Annotated in this window: 14 protein-coding genes; 12 read left to right on the top strand and 2 right to left on the bottom strand. The window is 46.1% G+C overall.

The window, feature by feature from the left end; translation table 11 throughout:
- From ftsY to ACNKW2_RS01855, 7 genes are all read left to right on the top strand, one after another.
- On the top strand, nt 1–1,143 hold a 1,143-nt coding region (gene ftsY, locus ACNKW2_RS01825), incomplete at its 5' end, for a signal recognition particle-docking protein FtsY (protein WP_419147021.1).
- A 130-nt stretch (nt 1,144–1,273) separates the two neighbouring features.
- Complete coding sequence (gene ftsE, locus ACNKW2_RS01830; RefSeq protein ID WP_336568730.1) at nt 1,274–1,951, top strand: cell division ATP-binding protein FtsE; 678 nt, start codon at nt 1,274–1,276, stop codon at nt 1,949–1,951.
- Nucleotides 1,948–2,934 (top strand): permease-like cell division protein FtsX, encoded by a 987-nt coding sequence (ftsX, locus tag ACNKW2_RS01835; protein WP_419147022.1) that lies wholly within the window; start codon nt 1,948–1,950, stop codon nt 2,932–2,934. The genes ftsE and ftsX overlap by 4 nt, the downstream gene beginning before the upstream one ends.
- Nucleotides 2,935–3,200: 266 nt before the next feature.
- Nucleotides 3,201–4,058, top strand: a complete 858-nt coding sequence (gene rpoH, locus ACNKW2_RS01840) for an RNA polymerase sigma factor RpoH (RefSeq protein WP_336568733.1) — start codon at nt 3,201–3,203, stop codon at nt 4,056–4,058.
- Between the two features lie 175 nt (nt 4,059–4,233).
- Entirely contained in the window at nt 4,234–4,947 is a 714-nt protein-coding gene (locus tag ACNKW2_RS01845; protein WP_419147023.1) for a 1-acylglycerol-3-phosphate O-acyltransferase, read from the top strand.
- Nucleotides 4,947–5,282, top strand: coding sequence for a ribonuclease E inhibitor RraB (rraB, locus tag ACNKW2_RS01850; RefSeq protein WP_336568735.1), 336 nt, complete (start codon nt 4,947–4,949; stop codon nt 5,280–5,282). Before ACNKW2_RS01845 ends, rraB begins: the two co-directional genes overlap by 1 nt.
- A gap of 208 nt (nt 5,283–5,490) precedes the next feature.
- Entirely contained in the window at nt 5,491–6,765 is a 1,275-nt protein-coding gene (locus ACNKW2_RS01855) for an HD-GYP domain-containing protein (RefSeq protein ID WP_419147024.1), read from the top strand.
- 1,065 nt (nt 6,766–7,830) lie between these two features.
- On the opposite strand, the gene ACNKW2_RS01860 is transcribed toward ACNKW2_RS01855, so the two are convergent.
- Nucleotides 7,831–8,145 carry a hypothetical protein gene (locus ACNKW2_RS01860; RefSeq protein WP_419147025.1) on the bottom strand — a complete coding sequence of 105 codons (315 nt, stop codon included), beginning with the start codon at nt 8,143–8,145 and terminating at the stop codon, nt 7,831–7,833.
- Nucleotides 8,146–8,589: 444 nt separating this feature from the next.
- Here ACNKW2_RS01860 and ACNKW2_RS01865 point away from each other — a divergent pair, with 444 nt between their 5' ends.
- Nucleotides 8,590–9,849 carry an OmpP1/FadL family transporter gene (locus ACNKW2_RS01865; protein WP_419147026.1) on the top strand — a complete coding sequence of 420 codons (1,260 nt, stop codon included), beginning with the start codon at nt 8,590–8,592 and terminating at the stop codon, nt 9,847–9,849.
- A gap of 74 nt (nt 9,850–9,923) precedes the next feature.
- Here ACNKW2_RS01865 and mutS read toward each other — a convergent pair whose 3' ends face one another.
- Nucleotides 9,924–12,521, bottom strand: a complete 2,598-nt coding sequence (gene mutS / locus ACNKW2_RS01870) for a DNA mismatch repair protein MutS (RefSeq protein WP_419147027.1) — start codon at nt 12,519–12,521, stop codon at nt 9,924–9,926.
- Nucleotides 12,522–12,545: 24 nt separating this feature from the next.
- Here mutS and ACNKW2_RS01875 point away from each other — a divergent pair, with 24 nt between their 5' ends.
- From ACNKW2_RS01875 to ACNKW2_RS01890, 4 genes are all read left to right on the top strand, one after another.
- Complete coding sequence (locus ACNKW2_RS01875; protein ID WP_419147028.1) at nt 12,546–13,037, top strand: CinA family protein; 492 nt, start codon at nt 12,546–12,548, stop codon at nt 13,035–13,037.
- 65 nt (nt 13,038–13,102) lie between these two features.
- On the top strand, nt 13,103–14,161 hold the full coding sequence (recA, locus tag ACNKW2_RS01880) for a recombinase RecA (RefSeq protein WP_419147029.1): 1,059 nt from the start codon (nt 13,103–13,105) through the stop codon (nt 14,159–14,161).
- Nucleotides 14,162–14,464: 303 nt separating this feature from the next.
- Nucleotides 14,465–15,781 (top strand): adenylosuccinate synthase, encoded by a 1,317-nt coding sequence (locus ACNKW2_RS01885; protein WP_419147030.1) that lies wholly within the window; start codon nt 14,465–14,467, stop codon nt 15,779–15,781.
- A gap of 251 nt (nt 15,782–16,032) precedes the next feature.
- Nucleotides 16,033–16,617 carry a tetratricopeptide repeat protein gene (locus tag ACNKW2_RS01890; RefSeq protein ID WP_419147070.1) on the top strand — a complete coding sequence of 195 codons (585 nt, stop codon included), beginning with the start codon at nt 16,033–16,035 and terminating at the stop codon, nt 16,615–16,617.
- Nucleotides 16,618–16,631: the final 14 nt, after the last annotated feature.

Consider the following 16,631-nt stretch of genomic DNA (forward strand, 5'->3'; position numbering starts at 1 on the left):
CAGCTGGCGAAAGAGCAGGCCGAGCGTGAAGAGGCTGAGCGTCAGGCACAGTTGGCGAAAGAACAAGCTGAACGTGAAGAAGCCGAGCGTCAGGCTCAGCTAGCCAAAGAACAAGCCGAACTTGAAGAAGCAGAACGTCAGGCACAGCTGGCCAAAGAGCAAGCCGAGCGTGAAGAAGCAGAACGTCAGGCAGAGCAGGCGAAAGAGCAAGAAAAGCCGAAAAAAGCAGGCTTTTTTAGTCGATTAAAACAAGGCTTATTAAAAACCAAGGCTAATATTGGTTCTGGTTTTGCTTCCGTATTCAAAGGTAATAAAATCGATGATGAGCTGTTTGAGGATTTAGAAACTCAATTATTAACAGCCGACATTGGTGTTGAAACCACCATGAAGCTCATTGATAGCCTCACTGATGCCGCTGACAGAAAGCAGCTCAAAGATGGTGAAGCCTTATATGAGCTGATGAAAAAGGAAATGGCGGAGATTTTAAAAACGGCTGAACAGCCATTAGAGATCCCAGCCAATAAGAAGCCTTATGTGATTTTGATGGTTGGCGTTAATGGCGTGGGCAAAACCACCACCATAGGTAAGCTGGCTAAACAGTTCCAAAACGAAGGCAAATCGGTCATGTTAGCTGCCGGCGATACATTCCGTGCTGCAGCCGTTGAGCAGTTGCAGGTCTGGGGCGAGCGCAATAGCATTCCTGTGGTGGCCCAGCATACCGGTGCCGATTCTGCTTCAGTGGTGTTTGATGCCTTTCAGGCGGCACAAGCCAGAGGTGTCGACGTATTGATTGCCGACACGGCAGGGCGATTGCAAAACAAAGATAACTTGATGCAAGAACTAGAGAAAATTGCTCGAGTAATGAAAAAACTGGATCCAGATGCACCACATGAAGTGATGTTGACCATAGATGCCGGCACCGGGCAAAACGCCATTAGCCAGGTGAAGTTATTTAATCAGGCGGTGGGCTTAACCGGTATTGCGCTGACTAAATTGGATGGTACTGCGAAAGGTGGGGTTATCTTTGCGGTGGCCGATCAGTTTAAAGTGCCCATTCGCTACATTGGTGTAGGCGAAGGCATTGATGACCTGCGTACGTTCAAAAGTGACGACTTTATAGAGGCATTGTTTAGCCAAGAGTAATGAGTTATATAGCGGGCGTTAGTGCCCGTTTTGTCTTATGGGTGCAGCAACAACAGCGACAGGTAATCACTAAGCAAAGTCTTAGAGCGGAACGAGTTACCGTTAGGCATAATAATGATAAGAGGCCAAAATGATTCAGTTTAACGACGTGAGCAAGACCTATCCCGGCGGCCATAAAGCACTCGAAAAGGTCAGCTTTGAGCTTGGCAAAGGAGAGCTGGCCTTTTTAACTGGTCATAGTGGGGCAGGAAAAAGTACCTTATTAAAGCTTATCAGTGTGATGGAGCGACCATCGGCAGGAAAGGTGGCGATCAATGGCGTTGACTTAAATACGGTACCGAATCGCAAAATTCCTTTTGTCCGCCGCGATATTGGCATTATTTTCCAAAACCACCGCTTGCTTGAGCGTTACAACGTATTTGATAATGTGGCGTTGCCATTGGTGATTGAAGGGATGCACCATAAACAAATCAGTAAACGGGTTCATGCCGCACTTGATAAAGTAGGGTTACTAGACAAAGTACGTTGTCATCCTAGCGTGTTATCTGGGGGAGAGCAGCAGCGGGTGGGAATTGCCCGAGCGATTGTAAACTCTCCACCTTTGTTACTGGCGGATGAGCCTACAGGGAACCTTGACCCTGAGTTGTCGATGGAGATCCTCAATTTGTTTGAAGAATTTAATCAACATGGTACTTCCGTGCTTATAGCAACCCACGATTTAGGGTTAATTGCGCGTATGCGTTATCGCAGCTTAACCTTGAATCAAGGCAAGCTAATGCAAGATCCGTTAGCAGAGGGAATGCTATGAGTTTGCTATTTAAAGGTCACAATGGCCAGTCGCAAAAAACAGATAAATCCATTTTCCATCACTTTTACTTTTTTTGTTTGATGATAATTCGCCAAGGTGTACAAAGTCTTGGCGAAATGTGGCGCACTCCATTGGCGTCGATGATGACAATTCTGGTTTTGGGGCTAAGCTTAACTCTGCCTGCCACGCTTTATGTGGTGGTTAAAAATGTGCAGCAAGTCAGTAGTGGCTTTAAAGAGGCCTCGGAGATTTCGCTGTTTGTTAAAGAGCAGATGACTGCGGCCCAAACGCAAACTCTGGTGAAGCGTTTAGCACTCTACCCTGAGGTAGATAAGGTTGTATTAATCGATAAACGTGCTGCGCTGGAGGAGTTTAAATCCATGTCTGGCTTTGGCCAAGCGCTGGATTATTTAGCTGAAAACCCATTGCCAAACGTGGTGTTGGTCACTCCAACACGTCGTTTTAGTAAACCGCAAGCGGCAGCCGAGTTATTAGAAAAACTCGAAAAAGAGCGGGAAGTTGAGTTTGGCAAGCTGGATATCGAGTGGTTAGAGCGCTTAAACGCCTTGCTCGCCTTATTAAAAGAAAGTGTTATTACCGTGGGCTTTTTACTGCTCAGTGCGGTGATCTTAATTATTGGTAATACCATAAGGTTATCGATTATGGATAAAAAGGAAGAGATCCAAGTGTTAAAGTTGGTTGGCGCAACCAACGCCTTCATTCAGGCGCCGTTTCTGTGGACTGGTATATGGTATGGCATTGTCGGTGGCTTAGTTGCTTTTATTTGCGTTGCTTTGATGCTGTGGTGGCTGGAGTCAGCTGTGACAATGGTGGCCGGTGTCTACCAAAGTGATTTTACCTTACAAGGGCTAGCTGGCAATGAGTTGTTGGTGCTACTGGCGACTGCTGTGGTGCTCGGCTTTGTGGGGTCATTTCTATCGGTTTATCGCTACATCAAGGAAATAGAGCCAGAAAAGGTGTGATGACTGCAATTAGTGCTAATTTAGCATGGCTTTATTGCCGTAATTAGCACTGCACTTATTAGGTTTAGCACTGTCATAAAAAAATAATAACCCAAATAAAGTACTTTAAATCTTGGTTTTGTTTAATAAAAACAAGGGGTTATATGTCTTCTTTGTTTTTGGCTTTTAGCACTTGATTTTAAAAATCAAATAAAGTAGATTGCATTTAGCACTCTAGATGTTAGAGTGCTAAATATACACGAAACGCTTTATCACTGAGGTGAAACATGAGTAAAGATTTATACGCACTAGCACTAACTGGACAGCAAAGCGCAAGCATTGAAGGCTACCTTCAGTCGGTTAGCACGATCCCTATGCTTGGTGCCGAGGAAGAAAAGCGCTTAGCGACCCGTCTTCAGGAAGAAGGTGATCTTAATGCTGCAAAGCAACTCATTATGTCGCACTTGAGATTCGTCGCTCACATCGCGAAAAGTTACTCTGGTTATGGTTTGCCACAAGCTGACCTAATCCAAGAGGGTAATATTGGTCTGATGAAAGCCGTTAAACGTTTCGACCCAAGTGTTGGTGTTCGCCTTGTGTCGTTTGCAGTACATTGGATCAAAGCAGAGATCCACGAGTACGTACTGAAAAACTGGCGTATCGTGAAAGTCGCGACCACTAAAGCACAACGTAAACTGTTCTTTAATCTACGTAAGAATAAAAAACGTCTAGGTTGGTTTAACCAAGACGAGGTAAGCACCGTTGCTAGTGAGCTAGGTGTGAGTGAAAAAGAAGTACGCGAAATGGAATCTCGTATGGCGGGGCAAGACATGGGCTTTGATCTGTCTGCTGACGATGATGATAACCAATCTAGCACTTTTTCACCGGTACAATACTTAACTGACACCAGCAGTGATGTGGCAGAAGAAGTGGAACAAGCGCAATGGCAAGAGCAGTCACATAACCGCTTGTTTGCAGCATTAAAAACCTTAGACGAGCGTTCTCAAGATATTGTTAGTGCACGCTGGCTTGCCGATGAAAAAGCCACTTTGCAGGACCTAGCACAAAAATACGACGTTTCAGCTGAGCGTGTTCGTCAGTTAGAAAAGTCAGCAATGAAGAAGCTGCAAAACGCCATGAGCTAGTGTTCTCAGGCTAAAAGTTCGTGTATCCAAACAATGCCGCTATTTAGCGGCATTGTTGTTTTTGCCTACAATTCAACGATTTCCAAGACTAAGAGTCGATCTAGTTAAAACTGAGCTTACAAGTGTTCGCTAATTTGATTATAATGCCGCTGTTTTTATAGTTGGAGCGATAAACTTGATTGCGGTCATTCGAATCATTTTATTAACCCTATTTATCGTGGTGAGCGCAACCATGGGGTTATTGTTATGCATTGTGCGCCCATTTCACCCTAATAATGTTCATATTATTTCAAGGTGGTATGGCTCAATGTCGCGACTGATAGGCGTCGAGCTGGTCATTACTCAGCACCCAGACACGCTCGAGTTAGCGCCGGTAATGTACGTTGCCAATCACCAGAATAATTATGACCTATTTACTTTACCGGCCGTCGTACCAAAGAATACGGTGAGCATGGGTAAAAAGAGCTTAAAGTGGATCCCATTTTTTGGTCAAATGTATTGGCTTTCTGGCAATATTCTTATCGACCGAGGTAATCGCAGCAAAGCCATGGATACCCTAAGTCGTTCTGCCAAAAAAATCATTGAGACGCAGCTGTCTGTGTGGATGTTCCCTGAGGGCACACGCAGCTACGGTCGTGGGCTACTGCCATTTAAAACCGGCGCATTTCATACGGCCATGAATGCCAAAGTGCCTGTGGTACCGGTTTGTATGAGCTCAACTCATAATAAAATTAAACTTAAACGTTGGAATAACGGTAAGGTGTATATTGATATCATGGCGCCAGAATATTTGGATGCGGATTTACCTGCAAGAGAACATGCAGCGCGGATCCATGCTAAAATGGCAGACAGAATAGCGCAATTAGATGCAAAAGCGAGAGATGAATAATGGAAGACTGGCGTGAAATAAGCGAAGACATTGTCTCTTCATTACTGGAAGATGGTTCTAACCCAGAAACCCTCTATGAAGTAGAACACCACTTTGTTAGCGAAGATTTTGAAAAACTTGAAGCGGCTGCCTTAGCTGCCTTCAAACTAGGCTACGATGTTGAAGAGCCAGCAGAACTAGAGCTTGAAGACGGTGAGAAGATCTGGGGCTTTGATGTTGTGGTTGAAGCCGAGCTTGATACCGATGTCATCATGGAAGACGTGGTCAAGTTGGAACAAGTAGCCACTGATGCTGGAATTGAATACGACGGCTGGGGCACTTACTTCCAAGAGTAATGGCTAACACCGTGGTCATGAGGTAAGTCGCTTACCTCATGACTCCCGCTTTACTAACCACATACCTTTTCTCCTCTTTCGCACTTTCCCAAGCCACTAAGCAGCAAACACTTACCATACCTTTGTGCGAATTTTTCTTAAAATTATGGTCTTTTTTCTGGTTCAATGGTATTAATATTCATTGGCCTAACCACGTTTTAAAAGACTTATGCAGATTGTCCTCCCCATCGAAGATCTTCAACCTGGTATGTTTGTGGACAGCGTTCATAAACATAAGTCTGATGCTGGGGTCAAAATAAAATCTCGTGGCATGGTGCGAGATAAAGCCATCATTCAAAAGCTAATCGATAAAGGCGTATTGGAACTGAAAATCGACTTTACCCAAAGCGATATTCCGGTACCTGAGAAGTATCAACAACCTGAACCCGATAATGAGCCGCAACCTGAAGCTGAAACAGAAACAGTAGCTAAAAAAGGGGCTGATGGCAGCCTCTCTACCGCAAGAAGTCACAAAAAAAGTAAACCAAAGCCGGTTTCTAAAGAGCAATCCTTGCAGCAAGAATTTGCTGTGGCAATGCAGAAATTTGAGAAAAACAACCGCCAAATTCAAAGCCTCTATGGTGATGTCACCTCGGGGATGAAAGTCGATATTTCGTTGCTTAATGAGGTCAGCAAAGACATCGTGGCGTCGGTGCTGCGCAACTCCAATGCCATGGCTATCTTAACGCGAATTAAAGATAAAGATGCCTACAATTGGCGCCATATGACCAACTGCGCCATTTTAATCACCGTGTTTGCAAAGCACCTGGGGCTGCAGCAGCACATAATTGAGCAGCTTGCGATGGGAGCCATGTTACACGATATTGGTCACGCTAAATTGCCTCAGGGGTTAATTAACAAGCCTGGCCGCTTCACTGAGCTGGAATATAAAGCCGTTAAAAAACACGTTGCTCAGTCTTTGGGGATGAGTAAAGGCGAAGCCGGTATTACGCCCATTATGTTGGATATGATCATCAATCACCATGAGCGTTTAGATGGTACTGGCTATCCACGCAAAATAAAAGGTGACGCCTTGAGTACGGCGGCGCGAATGATGGCCATTGTCGATGTCTATGATGCCATCACCGCCGATCAGCACCATAAAGAGGCTGATGAGCCCATCAATGCGCTTCGTTACCTGCTGTCGAATAAAACTCAGTTTGACCCTATCTTAGTACAGCGATTTATAAAATGCATGGGCGTGCACCCGGTTGGCACCATCGTAAAATTAACTAATGAACGTTTAGGGTTGGTGCTCGAGGGCAACAAAGGCGCACCCACAGCACCTATGGTTCGTGTTTTTTACAACACTAAACACCTTCACCATGTGACGGCGAAAGATTTAGATTTAAGTCACTCCGATGTCAAAGTCGTTGCCAGTGTGCGGCCGTTGGACTATCAGATTAACTTATCGCGGCTGCTTAAAGAGCAGTTGTTGGTGTAGTTGCCCTGGTGTTTGTTCTCGTGACGGGGGTTCTGCGCCTGTCCATGGGCGTGACTGGCTTATCGATGCTTGCCTAAAGTAATCAGAAGAAAGGGCACTCCCAGCATCACACTCACTATTGTGCCTTTTGCTGCGGTGTATAGTTTAGTTGTCCTCGTGACGGGTTTCTACGCCCGTCCATGGGCGTCGACTCACTTTTCTTTGCTTGCCCAAAGTAAAGTAAGCAAAAGAAAGGGCACTCCCAACATCACACCGGGAACCTCAAGTAACCAGCCAATGTTAACGTTACCAGCATGTAAGGGCCGTCCTTGGCCCTGACATGCTTTTTCGCGCTTCCCTGCGCGAAATAAGTTAATTGGCTGCTGACTTGAGGGTGTGATGAGGGAGAGGGCGTTGCTGCTGGTTGCTTTTTTGTTCTGATAGCTATTTTGTTGCTGGAAAAAGTGTTAGAAGTAGCTGCTCTAGTTACTGTTGAGTCTTGTGGGCATTGTCCTGGTGACGGGGTTCGACGCCCTTCCATGGGCGCCGACTGACTTATCGATGCTTGCCCAAAGTAAAGTAAGCAAAAGAAAGAGCGCTCCCAGCATCACACTAATACCAGCTTGTTTAATTAAAGGGTCGATTATGAGGCAAGTAAACCTTGTCAATAACACCGCTCCCGCATCCTGCTACCGCCAAGGTACCTGCGTCCATGCAGGCAAGGCAAAAGTTTTGCAATTTGGTGGTGCCAAATAAGAAACTTTTAACGCAGTTAGTGGCAGGTTTACTCCCTCAGAATTGAGCATGTATTAAGCCAAGCTGGTATCGCCCTCAAGTAACCAGCCAATGTTAACGTTACCAGCAGGTAAGGGCCGTCCTTGGCCCTGACATGCTTTTTCGCGCTATCCCGGCGCGAAATAAGTTAATTGGCTGCTGACTTGAGGGTGTGATGAGGGAGAGGGCGTTGCTGCTGGTTGCTTTTTTGTTCTGGTAGCTATTTTGTTGCTGGTAAAGGGAACTGCCTTAGTAGCTATTTAGCACTGGTTTGGTAGACCTCATGACGAGGAGTGAACAATGACTTTTACTTTATTTACTTGCTGAGGTGGTAAAAAGGCTGTTTTTACAGCGCTGTTTAAGGTGCTGCCAGCGCTCAGAAAGTAATGCCCCAGCGAGGGTGCTGGCCATCATTAATAGCCAAATCAGGGTGCCGGTTTCGCTGTGAAAGGCTAGGCAACAAAGAAGTAGCGACACCATGGCGCTGGCAATGGCGACGAGCCAATAGCGACTGACTGGGTTGTCACACTCGCCAGCATGCTTGCAGGCGCAGTAATTGGCTTTACACAGGGTATACACACTTAGGCCGCAAAAGCATAATGCGGCTAAAACGAATAGCAATAACATACTTCACTCCCTAGTTGGTATCACCACTAAAACTCACTCTAACCTTGGTAAACAGTCAATTACTTAACATCCACAGACTTGCTATGGCAAACACGGTAGTGGTTTGTTGCTAAGTGTTTAACCCCAAGGTGTAGGTAAGTGTATCGGAAGGCGGTGAATATGGCAATGAAATTGAGAATTAATATCATTTGGGTGCTTTTGTCTCCTCCGATGAGTTTATAAAGTGCATAATTTGCTCGATAAATGTCCAATTAATCATCTAAAAATCGCAAAAAAGAAGATTTCTCCATAACTTTTAGGTAGGGTGTCGTGAATTTATTATTTTGCCAACAATATGGAAACAAACAGTTTAAAAATGAGTAGTTACTCAGCGCTGTGGGTTTTGGTTTTGCTGGCATTGCAGTGACTAATTACACAGTGACTGAATTACAGGGGATCTTGAGAATGAATAAAGTACTAATGGGGATCATCGCTTCGGGCGCTATCCTATCTTCTTCACACGCCGTTGCTGCGGCGTTTCAGTTAGCAGAGCAGAATGTATCAGGTTTAGGTCGTGCCTATGCAGGTGAAGCGGCTGTTGCAGATGATGCTTCAGTGGTTGCCCGTAACCCAGCGTTGATGTCAAAGCTTGAAGGTACTCAGGTTTCAGCGGCGCTAATGTATGTCCAGCCTGATGTCAGCCTCACTGGCACTAGTACTAATAATGGCGTTCCGGCTGCAGCCCTAAACGATAATAGCATTGCGCCAAGCGCGGTGATCCCAGCGGTATACGCAACACATAAATACGACGATAAATGGTCAATTGGTGTTGGCTCGTATTCACAGTTTGGTCTGTCAACTGAGTTTGATGAGGACTATGTTGCCGGCCAAATCGCCGGTCAAACTGAAATTGTCACCATCAATACTGGGATCTCAGCTTCTTATCAGGTTGATGAGCAGTGGAGTGTGGCATTCGGTGTTAACCATGTCTATGCCGACGCAAAAATCGTCCGTAACCTAGGTGCCACCAATACGCCATTGCCTGCCAGCACTGATGCTGTGTACCTAGAAGGTGATGACCAAGGCTTTGGCTGGAACCTAGGTGTGGCTTATCAAATTGATGACGCTAACCGCCTTGGTTTTCATTACCGCAGTGAAACGGACATTACTTTTGAAGGCAGCTTTAGCAACCAGTTACCAGCAGCACTAGGCGGCTTAGCTGGCCAGTCTCTACCCGGCTCGGTTGACATTACCCTTCCAGCGATTGCTGAAATCTCAGGTAGTCATCAGTTAAACCAACAAACGAACCTCCACTACAGCGTATTGTGGACAGGTTGGAATAGCTTCGACGAGCTTGCCGCAGAGGTAGGTGGTGCAGGTACTGTATTCACTAAAGAAGAGAACTTCTCTAACTCTTTGCGTTTTGCTGTTGGCGGCGATTATCAACTTAGCGAGTCGGTAAAATTACGTGCTGGTCTAGCTTATGATGAGTCTCCTGCCGATCAGGATCACCTATCTATTTCCATTCCAGACACTGACCGTACTTGGTACTCATTTGGCGCAGAATACACTATGGCTAACCAAGCGACATTAGATGTGGGTGTGAGTGTGTTACGCGGTAAAACTCAACACTTTGTCGAGCAAGATAAATCAGGCAGCGAGTGGGGCTTCCGCTCTAAAGGCCATGCGACCATCTTTGGTGTGCAGTACAACCATCAGTTCTAATCGAGCTAATTGCTTTAACATTGTAAAAAGCGGCTGTGATTTCACAGCCGCTTTTTTTTACTTTCGTTGTTTACTTACAGTAACGATTTTAACTGATATAACAGCGCATGTGCTTGTTTTGGCGTCATGTCATCGGGGTCTACTTCAGCCAGCATAGATTCAACTTCCGACGGCTCAGGTTCAGGAGCCAATGCTAAGCTCTGCTGCTGCGGTACGGTGGCGACATTATTGCTATCGCTTACCACGCTTTGATGTTGCTCTAGCAGTGCAAGCTTTTGCTTTGCCATTTTGATAACCGCTTTAGGTACCCCCGCCAGTCCTGCCACTTGTAAGCCAAAGCTTTTACTCGCCGCGCCTTCCATTACCGTATGCTTAAAAGCAATGGTGTCGTTGTGTTCAATGGCATCAAGGTGGACGTTTACCAGTCCAGACTGTTGCTCAGCTAACTCCGTAAGCTCAAAATAGTGCGTTGCAAATAAGGTTTTCGCGGCAATTTTACTGGCTAGATAATCTGCTGTGGCATAGGCCAGCGATAGGCCATCATAGGTGCTGGTGCCACGACCAATTTCATCCATTAAAACCAATGACTGTGCCGTGGCATTATTTAATATGGTTGCCGTTTCGGTCATTTCTACCATAAAGGTTGAGCGCCCCGAGGCTAAATCATCGCTGGCGCCAATGCGGGTGAAAATGCGATCAACGATGCCTATTTTAGCGGCACTGGCGGGCACATAACTGCCAATATGCGCCATTAACACAATCAGCGCTGTTTGCCTCATGTAGGTCGACTTACCGCCCATGTTCGGGCCGGTAATAATAAGCATTTTACGTGCTTGGTCTAATTTTACCGGATTGGCAATAAAGGGATCTTTACTGACTTGCTCAACCACCGGATGACGACTGTCTTGCAAGTCAATTTCGTTACCCTCGGTCAGTTGCGGCTTGCAATAATCCAATGTTTGCGCACGTTCGGCGAGGGTGTTGAGCACGTCTAAATCGGCAAGCGCTGCAGCCATAAGCTGTAGCTGCTCAATGTAAGGAGCGATGAGCTCAAAGAGCTCTTCATACAGACGTTTTTCCAGTGCCAATGCCTTAGTTTGGCTGCCTAGTACCTTATCTTCATGCTCTTTTAGCTCAGGAATAATATAGCGCTCATTGTTCTTTAATGTTTGCCGACGAATATACTCCGGTGGCACTAAATGCGAATTGGCGCGACTGATCTCAATATAAAAACCATGCACTTTGTTGTAGCCAATTTTGAGCGTGCTGATGCCGGTGCGCTCACGTTCCCGTAGTTCGAGCTTTTCAAGTACGTCAGTGGCACCAGCACTGAGTGCTCTGAGTTCGTCGAGCTCACTGTTGTAGCCCTCAGCAATAACACCGCCATCACGGATTAACACCGGCGGGTTATCAATGACGGCACGTTCTAGCAGATCTTGTAACTTGGGCAGTGCTGGAGAGTGCTTAACGATGGCTTGAATACGCTGGTCGTCACTTTGCTGCAAAATGTCATGCAGTGGTGGTAAGGCCTGTAAAGCACTGCGCAGGCGTGTTAAGTCACGGGGGCGAGCATTACACAGAGCCAAGCGTGCCACCACGCGTTCAATGTCGCCGATGTCTTTGAGTGCTTCATACACTTCAATACAAAGGTGCTGCTCAATTAAGCTGGCAATGGCATTGAGTCGCGAGTTTAGCTCTTGTCGTTCGCGAATGGGGGTATGAATGCGACGCTTTAGTAAGCGCGAGCCCATGGCGGTAGACGATTTATCTAGTATCTGGGCCAGAGTATTTTCAACTCCTCCAGAGAGGTTGGTAGTAAGTTCGAGGTTTTTCCGCGTTGCAGCATCTAGGATCACCGCGTGCTCGTTTTTCTCCAGCGTAATTGCCCGAATGTGTGGCAAGGCGGTACGTTGGGTATCTTTAACGTATTGCATCACGCAGCCGGCGGCAGTTAGGCCCAGTTTGGCGTTTTCTACCCCAAAACCAACTAGGTCGCGCGTTTCAAACTGCTGGCAAAGCAGGTGTTTGGCGGTGTCTAAATCAAATTCCCAGTCTGGGCGGCGACGACTGCCTTTGATTTGCTCCAAGGCCAATAAGTTTTGGAATGACTCAGGATACAACAGTTCCGCAGGTTGCAGACGTTGCAGTGTTGAGCTCAGGGCCTCATCGGTTTGCAGTTCAACAATATTAAACCGCCCGGAGTTAATGTCTAGGTATGCAACGCCGTACTGGCCTTGCTTCGGGTGCTGATAAACCGCAGCGAGTAAATTATCTTGGCGCTCCTGCAGTAACGCTTCATCGGTAACCGTACCTGGGGTGACAATGCGCACCACTTTACGCTCTACAGGGCCTTTACTGGTGGCAGGGTCGCCCACCTGTTCACAAATCGCAACAGACTCACCAAGTTGTACTAAGCGTGCTAAGTAGTTTTCCACTGCATGATAGGGCACGCCAGCCATGGGAATTGGGTTACCGCCGGCTTTACCACGGTATGTTTGTGAAATATCTAACAGTTGCGCGGCGCGGATGGCATCGTCAAAAAACAGCTCGTAAAAATCTCCCATGCGATAAAACAGCAAGATCTCTTGGTGCTGAGCTTTAATTCTCAGGTATTGCTGCATCATTGGGGTTTGTTGGTTTATAGTGTGTTCTGAATATAGATCTGACGACATTGTTGATACCTAAAAGGTTTTCCTATGGAGCACTACAAAGAGATAGCCGACTATGCGGCGCAATTGGGCGCTATTCTAACGAATAAAGGCTTAACAATCACTACCGCCGAGTCATGTACCGGTGGCGGCGTAAGCTATGCCCTAACTGACACCCCGGGCAGTTCAAATTATCTAGACCGTTGTTTTGTGACATACAGCAATAATGCTAAACATGAGCTATTAGGCGTTAAGCTTGAGACCTTAGCGCAGTTTGGTGCGGTAAGTGAGCAAACGGTGGTGGAGATGGCGCAAGGAGCGCAACGGGCTGGCACTGCAGACATTGCCATCGCGGTATCGGGCGTTGCCGGACCTGGTGGTGGCAGTGCGGAAAAACCCGTGGGTACTGTATGGTTTGCCATTGCTGTTGCTGATAAAGTAGCGACATTTCACCAAGTATTTACTGGCGAGCGTGCCGAAATCAGGTTGCAAGCTATTGAATTTTCATTGAAAAATACAATTGAGCTAGTAAATTCATAAAATTACACTTGATACTGTAATTCCATACAGTATACTAGGGTCATTACGCTGAATTGGAGAAGCAAATGAACGATAACAAGCAAAAGGCACTAGACGCAGCATTGTCACAAATTGAGCGTCAGTTTGGAAAAGGCTCAATCATGAAGCTGGGCGAAAATAAAGCCCTAGACATCGAAGCCGTTTCTACTGGCTCACTGGGTTTGGATATTGCGCTTGGTATCGGTGGTTTGCCTACCGGTCGTATTGTAGAAATATACGGTCCGGAATCTTCTGGTAAAACAACTTTAACCTTACAGGCTATTGCAGAAGCACAAAAGCTTGGCAAAACCTGTGCCTTCGTTGATGCAGAACACGCACTTGATCCAGTTTATGCTGAAAAACTTGGCGTTAACGTCGATGACCTATTGGTATCACAGCCAGACACGGGTGAACAAGCTCTAGAGATCTGCGATATGCTGGTTCGTTCTGGCGCAGTTGACGTTGTGGTAGTTGACTCGGTGGCGGCCTTAACACCTAAAGCTGAGATTGAAGGTGATATGGGCGACTCACACGTTGGTTTGCAAGCGCGCCTAATGTCGCAAGCGCTGCGTAAACTTACGGCTAATATCAAACGCTCAAACACACTGTGCATATTCATTAACCAAATTCGTATGAAGATTGGTGTGATGTTTGGTAACCCTGAGACCACGACTGGTGGTAACGCACTTAAGTTCTACGCGTCAGTTCGTTTAGATATTCGTCGTATTGGCTCGGTGAAAGAAGGCGATGAGGTGATTGGTAACGAAACCCGCGTTAAAGTGGTGAAGAACAAGGTTGCACCGCCATTTAAGCAAGCTGAATTTATTATCATGTACGGCGAGGGTACCTCAAAGCAAGGTGAACTGATTGACTTAGGTGTTAAGCATAAGCTGGTTGATAAAGCAGGTGCTTGGTTCAGCTACAACGGCAGCAAAATTGGCCAAGGTAAAGCAAACTCAATTAAGTTCTTAAAAGAAAACGTTGAGATTGCCAACGAGATTGAAGGCAAGCTAAGAGAAATGCTTCTAGCACAAGCCAAAGTTAAGCCTGAAGATGGCGAAGACAAAGGCTTAGCGGCAGAAGTGGAAGATGACTTAGAGCTATAACTCGCCACTTTATAATCCTGTTTATATCGCCCAGCATTTAGCTGGGCGATTTCTTTTCTGTTGGGCTGATTGCCAACTACACTGTATAACTAAGCCAGTTGTGAATTATTGAGTTTTGCAAAACCACAGTGAACACACCGGGCTTTCCTTTTATTAATCATCATTTTCAAGAGGTTATATTTCTTCTTTTATGGCTGTTACAGAATAGCGAGGCTGAAAGAGGAAAAAATAGCCAAATTGGGATGATCTTGGGGTGGGTTTTCTGATAAAATCTGCGCCTAATTTTTTCTAAGTGAATTTGCAATGGGTAAAAACGTCGTTGTATTGGGCACCCAGTGGGGTGACGAAGGTAAAGGTAAGGTAGTTGATCTACTTACAGACAGAGCTTCTTTAGTTGTTCGTTATCAAGGCGGACATAACGCGGGTCATACATTGGTAATTAACGGTGAGAAAACCGTGCTGCACTTGATCCCATCAGGTGTATTACGTGAAGACGTAAAATGTGTGATTGGTAACGGTGTAGTATTAGCACCTGACGCACTAATGACAGAAATTAACATGCTTGAAGCGCGTGGCGTACCGGTACGTGAGCGTTTGCTAATCAGTGAAGCATGTCCTTTGATCTTGCCTTATCATGTTGCTTTAGACAAAGCTCGCGAGCTTGCTCGTGGTGAAAAAGCAATCGGTACAACAGGTCGTGGTATTGGTCCTGCCTACGAAGACAAGGTAGCGCGTCGTGGCCTACGTGTTGGTGACCTATTCAATCCCGAGCAATTTGCTGCCAAATTAAAAGAAGTGCTTGAGTTCCATAACTTTGCACTAGTTAACTACTACAAAGTAGAGCCAGTCGATTTCCAGAAGACTTACGATGACGCGATGGAAGTGGCGAAAATCTTGAAATCGATGATCGTTGACGTCACTGAGCTTTTAGATCAAGCACGCAATGCCGGCGATCACATCTTATTTGAAGGTGCACAAGGTACATTGCTAGACATCGATCACGGTACTTACCCGTATGTAACTTCATCAAACACCACGGCTGGCGGTGTTGCAACGGGAGCTGGTTTTGGCCCTCTTCACTTAGATTACGTACTTGGTATTGTTAAAGCATACACCACGCGTGTGGGTTCAGGTCCATTCCCGACTGAGCTATACGATGGCATCGATAAGCAAGACCCAGTAGGTAAACACCTTGGTGACAAAGGCCATGAATTTGGTGCTACCACAGGTCGTTTACGTCGTACTGGTTGGTTTGATGCCGTGGCTATGCGCCGTGCAGTGCAGATCAACAGCATCAGTGGTTTCTGTTTAACTAAACTTGACGTGTTAGACGGCTTAGAAACCGTGAAAATCTGTACAGGTTATCAGTTAGAAGACGGCACAGTTACTAATGTGACGCCACTGGCTGCGGAAGGTTATGAGAAAGTCACCCCAGTTTACGAAGAAATGCCAGGCTGGAGTGAAAACACGTTCGGTGCAACTTCGGTAGAGCAGTTACCAGAAGCGGCAGTTAACTACATTAAGCGTCTTGAAGAGATCACTGGCGTGCCAATTGATATTATCTCAACGGGCCCAGACCGAGTAGAGACCATGATTGTTCGTAACCCATTTACTGAATAATCACTAAAATAATGAAAAAAGCTGCTACGGCAGCTTTTTTTGTGCCCATCGTGCTACATTTATTGTCAGTGCTGCCGATACAAAACCATTAGAATCGAAAGCAATGTAATACTATCCTAGCTTAATCGTGAGCCATGCTCAGGATTTAATTGAGCAAAATGGGATAACGAACACCCTAGCACTAAAATGGGACAGCAATGAATTATCTACGTCGACATATTATCACGCCACTGCTGAGTATCGGTTTTGGCATGGCTATAAGTCTACCTGTGCAGGCTGAAGAACAAATCGAAGCCGTACCTTTGTACACACAGCAAGAGCTAATTGCCCTGATTAATAACAATCAGCATCTCGCGCGAGTCAAGGCTGATGAGTGTCAGCTGGTGAAAGACATTGAAGCACGAGCTGAGATCATGGCTTTGCCTTCTTATCAGTTTTTATATGGCGATATGCTGGCTTATGCCGTATGTGTCGACCGTGACGTTGAGCTTGGCTTGTACTACATGAAAAGTGCTGCTGAGCAGGGGCTTGCGGCTGCACTGGAGCAATTGGGGCGGTATTATGACAAGGGCCAGTTAGTTCAGGCAGATAAAGCCTTAGCGGTGACGTATCTTAGAGAAGCCGCTGCGCTGGGCAACTTAAAAGCCCAGATGCGTTTAGTCGACTTGTTTAACCGTGGTTTTGGCAGTCCAAGAGACTATGAGGATGCTTACCGCTGGCTATTTCATTCAGCAGTGGCCGATAAGCAACTGCATCAACAAATTCAGACATCGCTTGCTAAACTGGCAGAAAAAATGCCTGATAGCGTCGTTAAGCGTGCGAGGTTGCCAATTTAAACTAAGCGGTGAGG

The organism is Pseudoalteromonas 'SMAR' (assembly GCF_048515945.1).
In the GTDB taxonomy this organism is placed as follows: domain Bacteria; phylum Pseudomonadota; class Gammaproteobacteria; order Enterobacterales; family Alteromonadaceae; genus Pseudoalteromonas.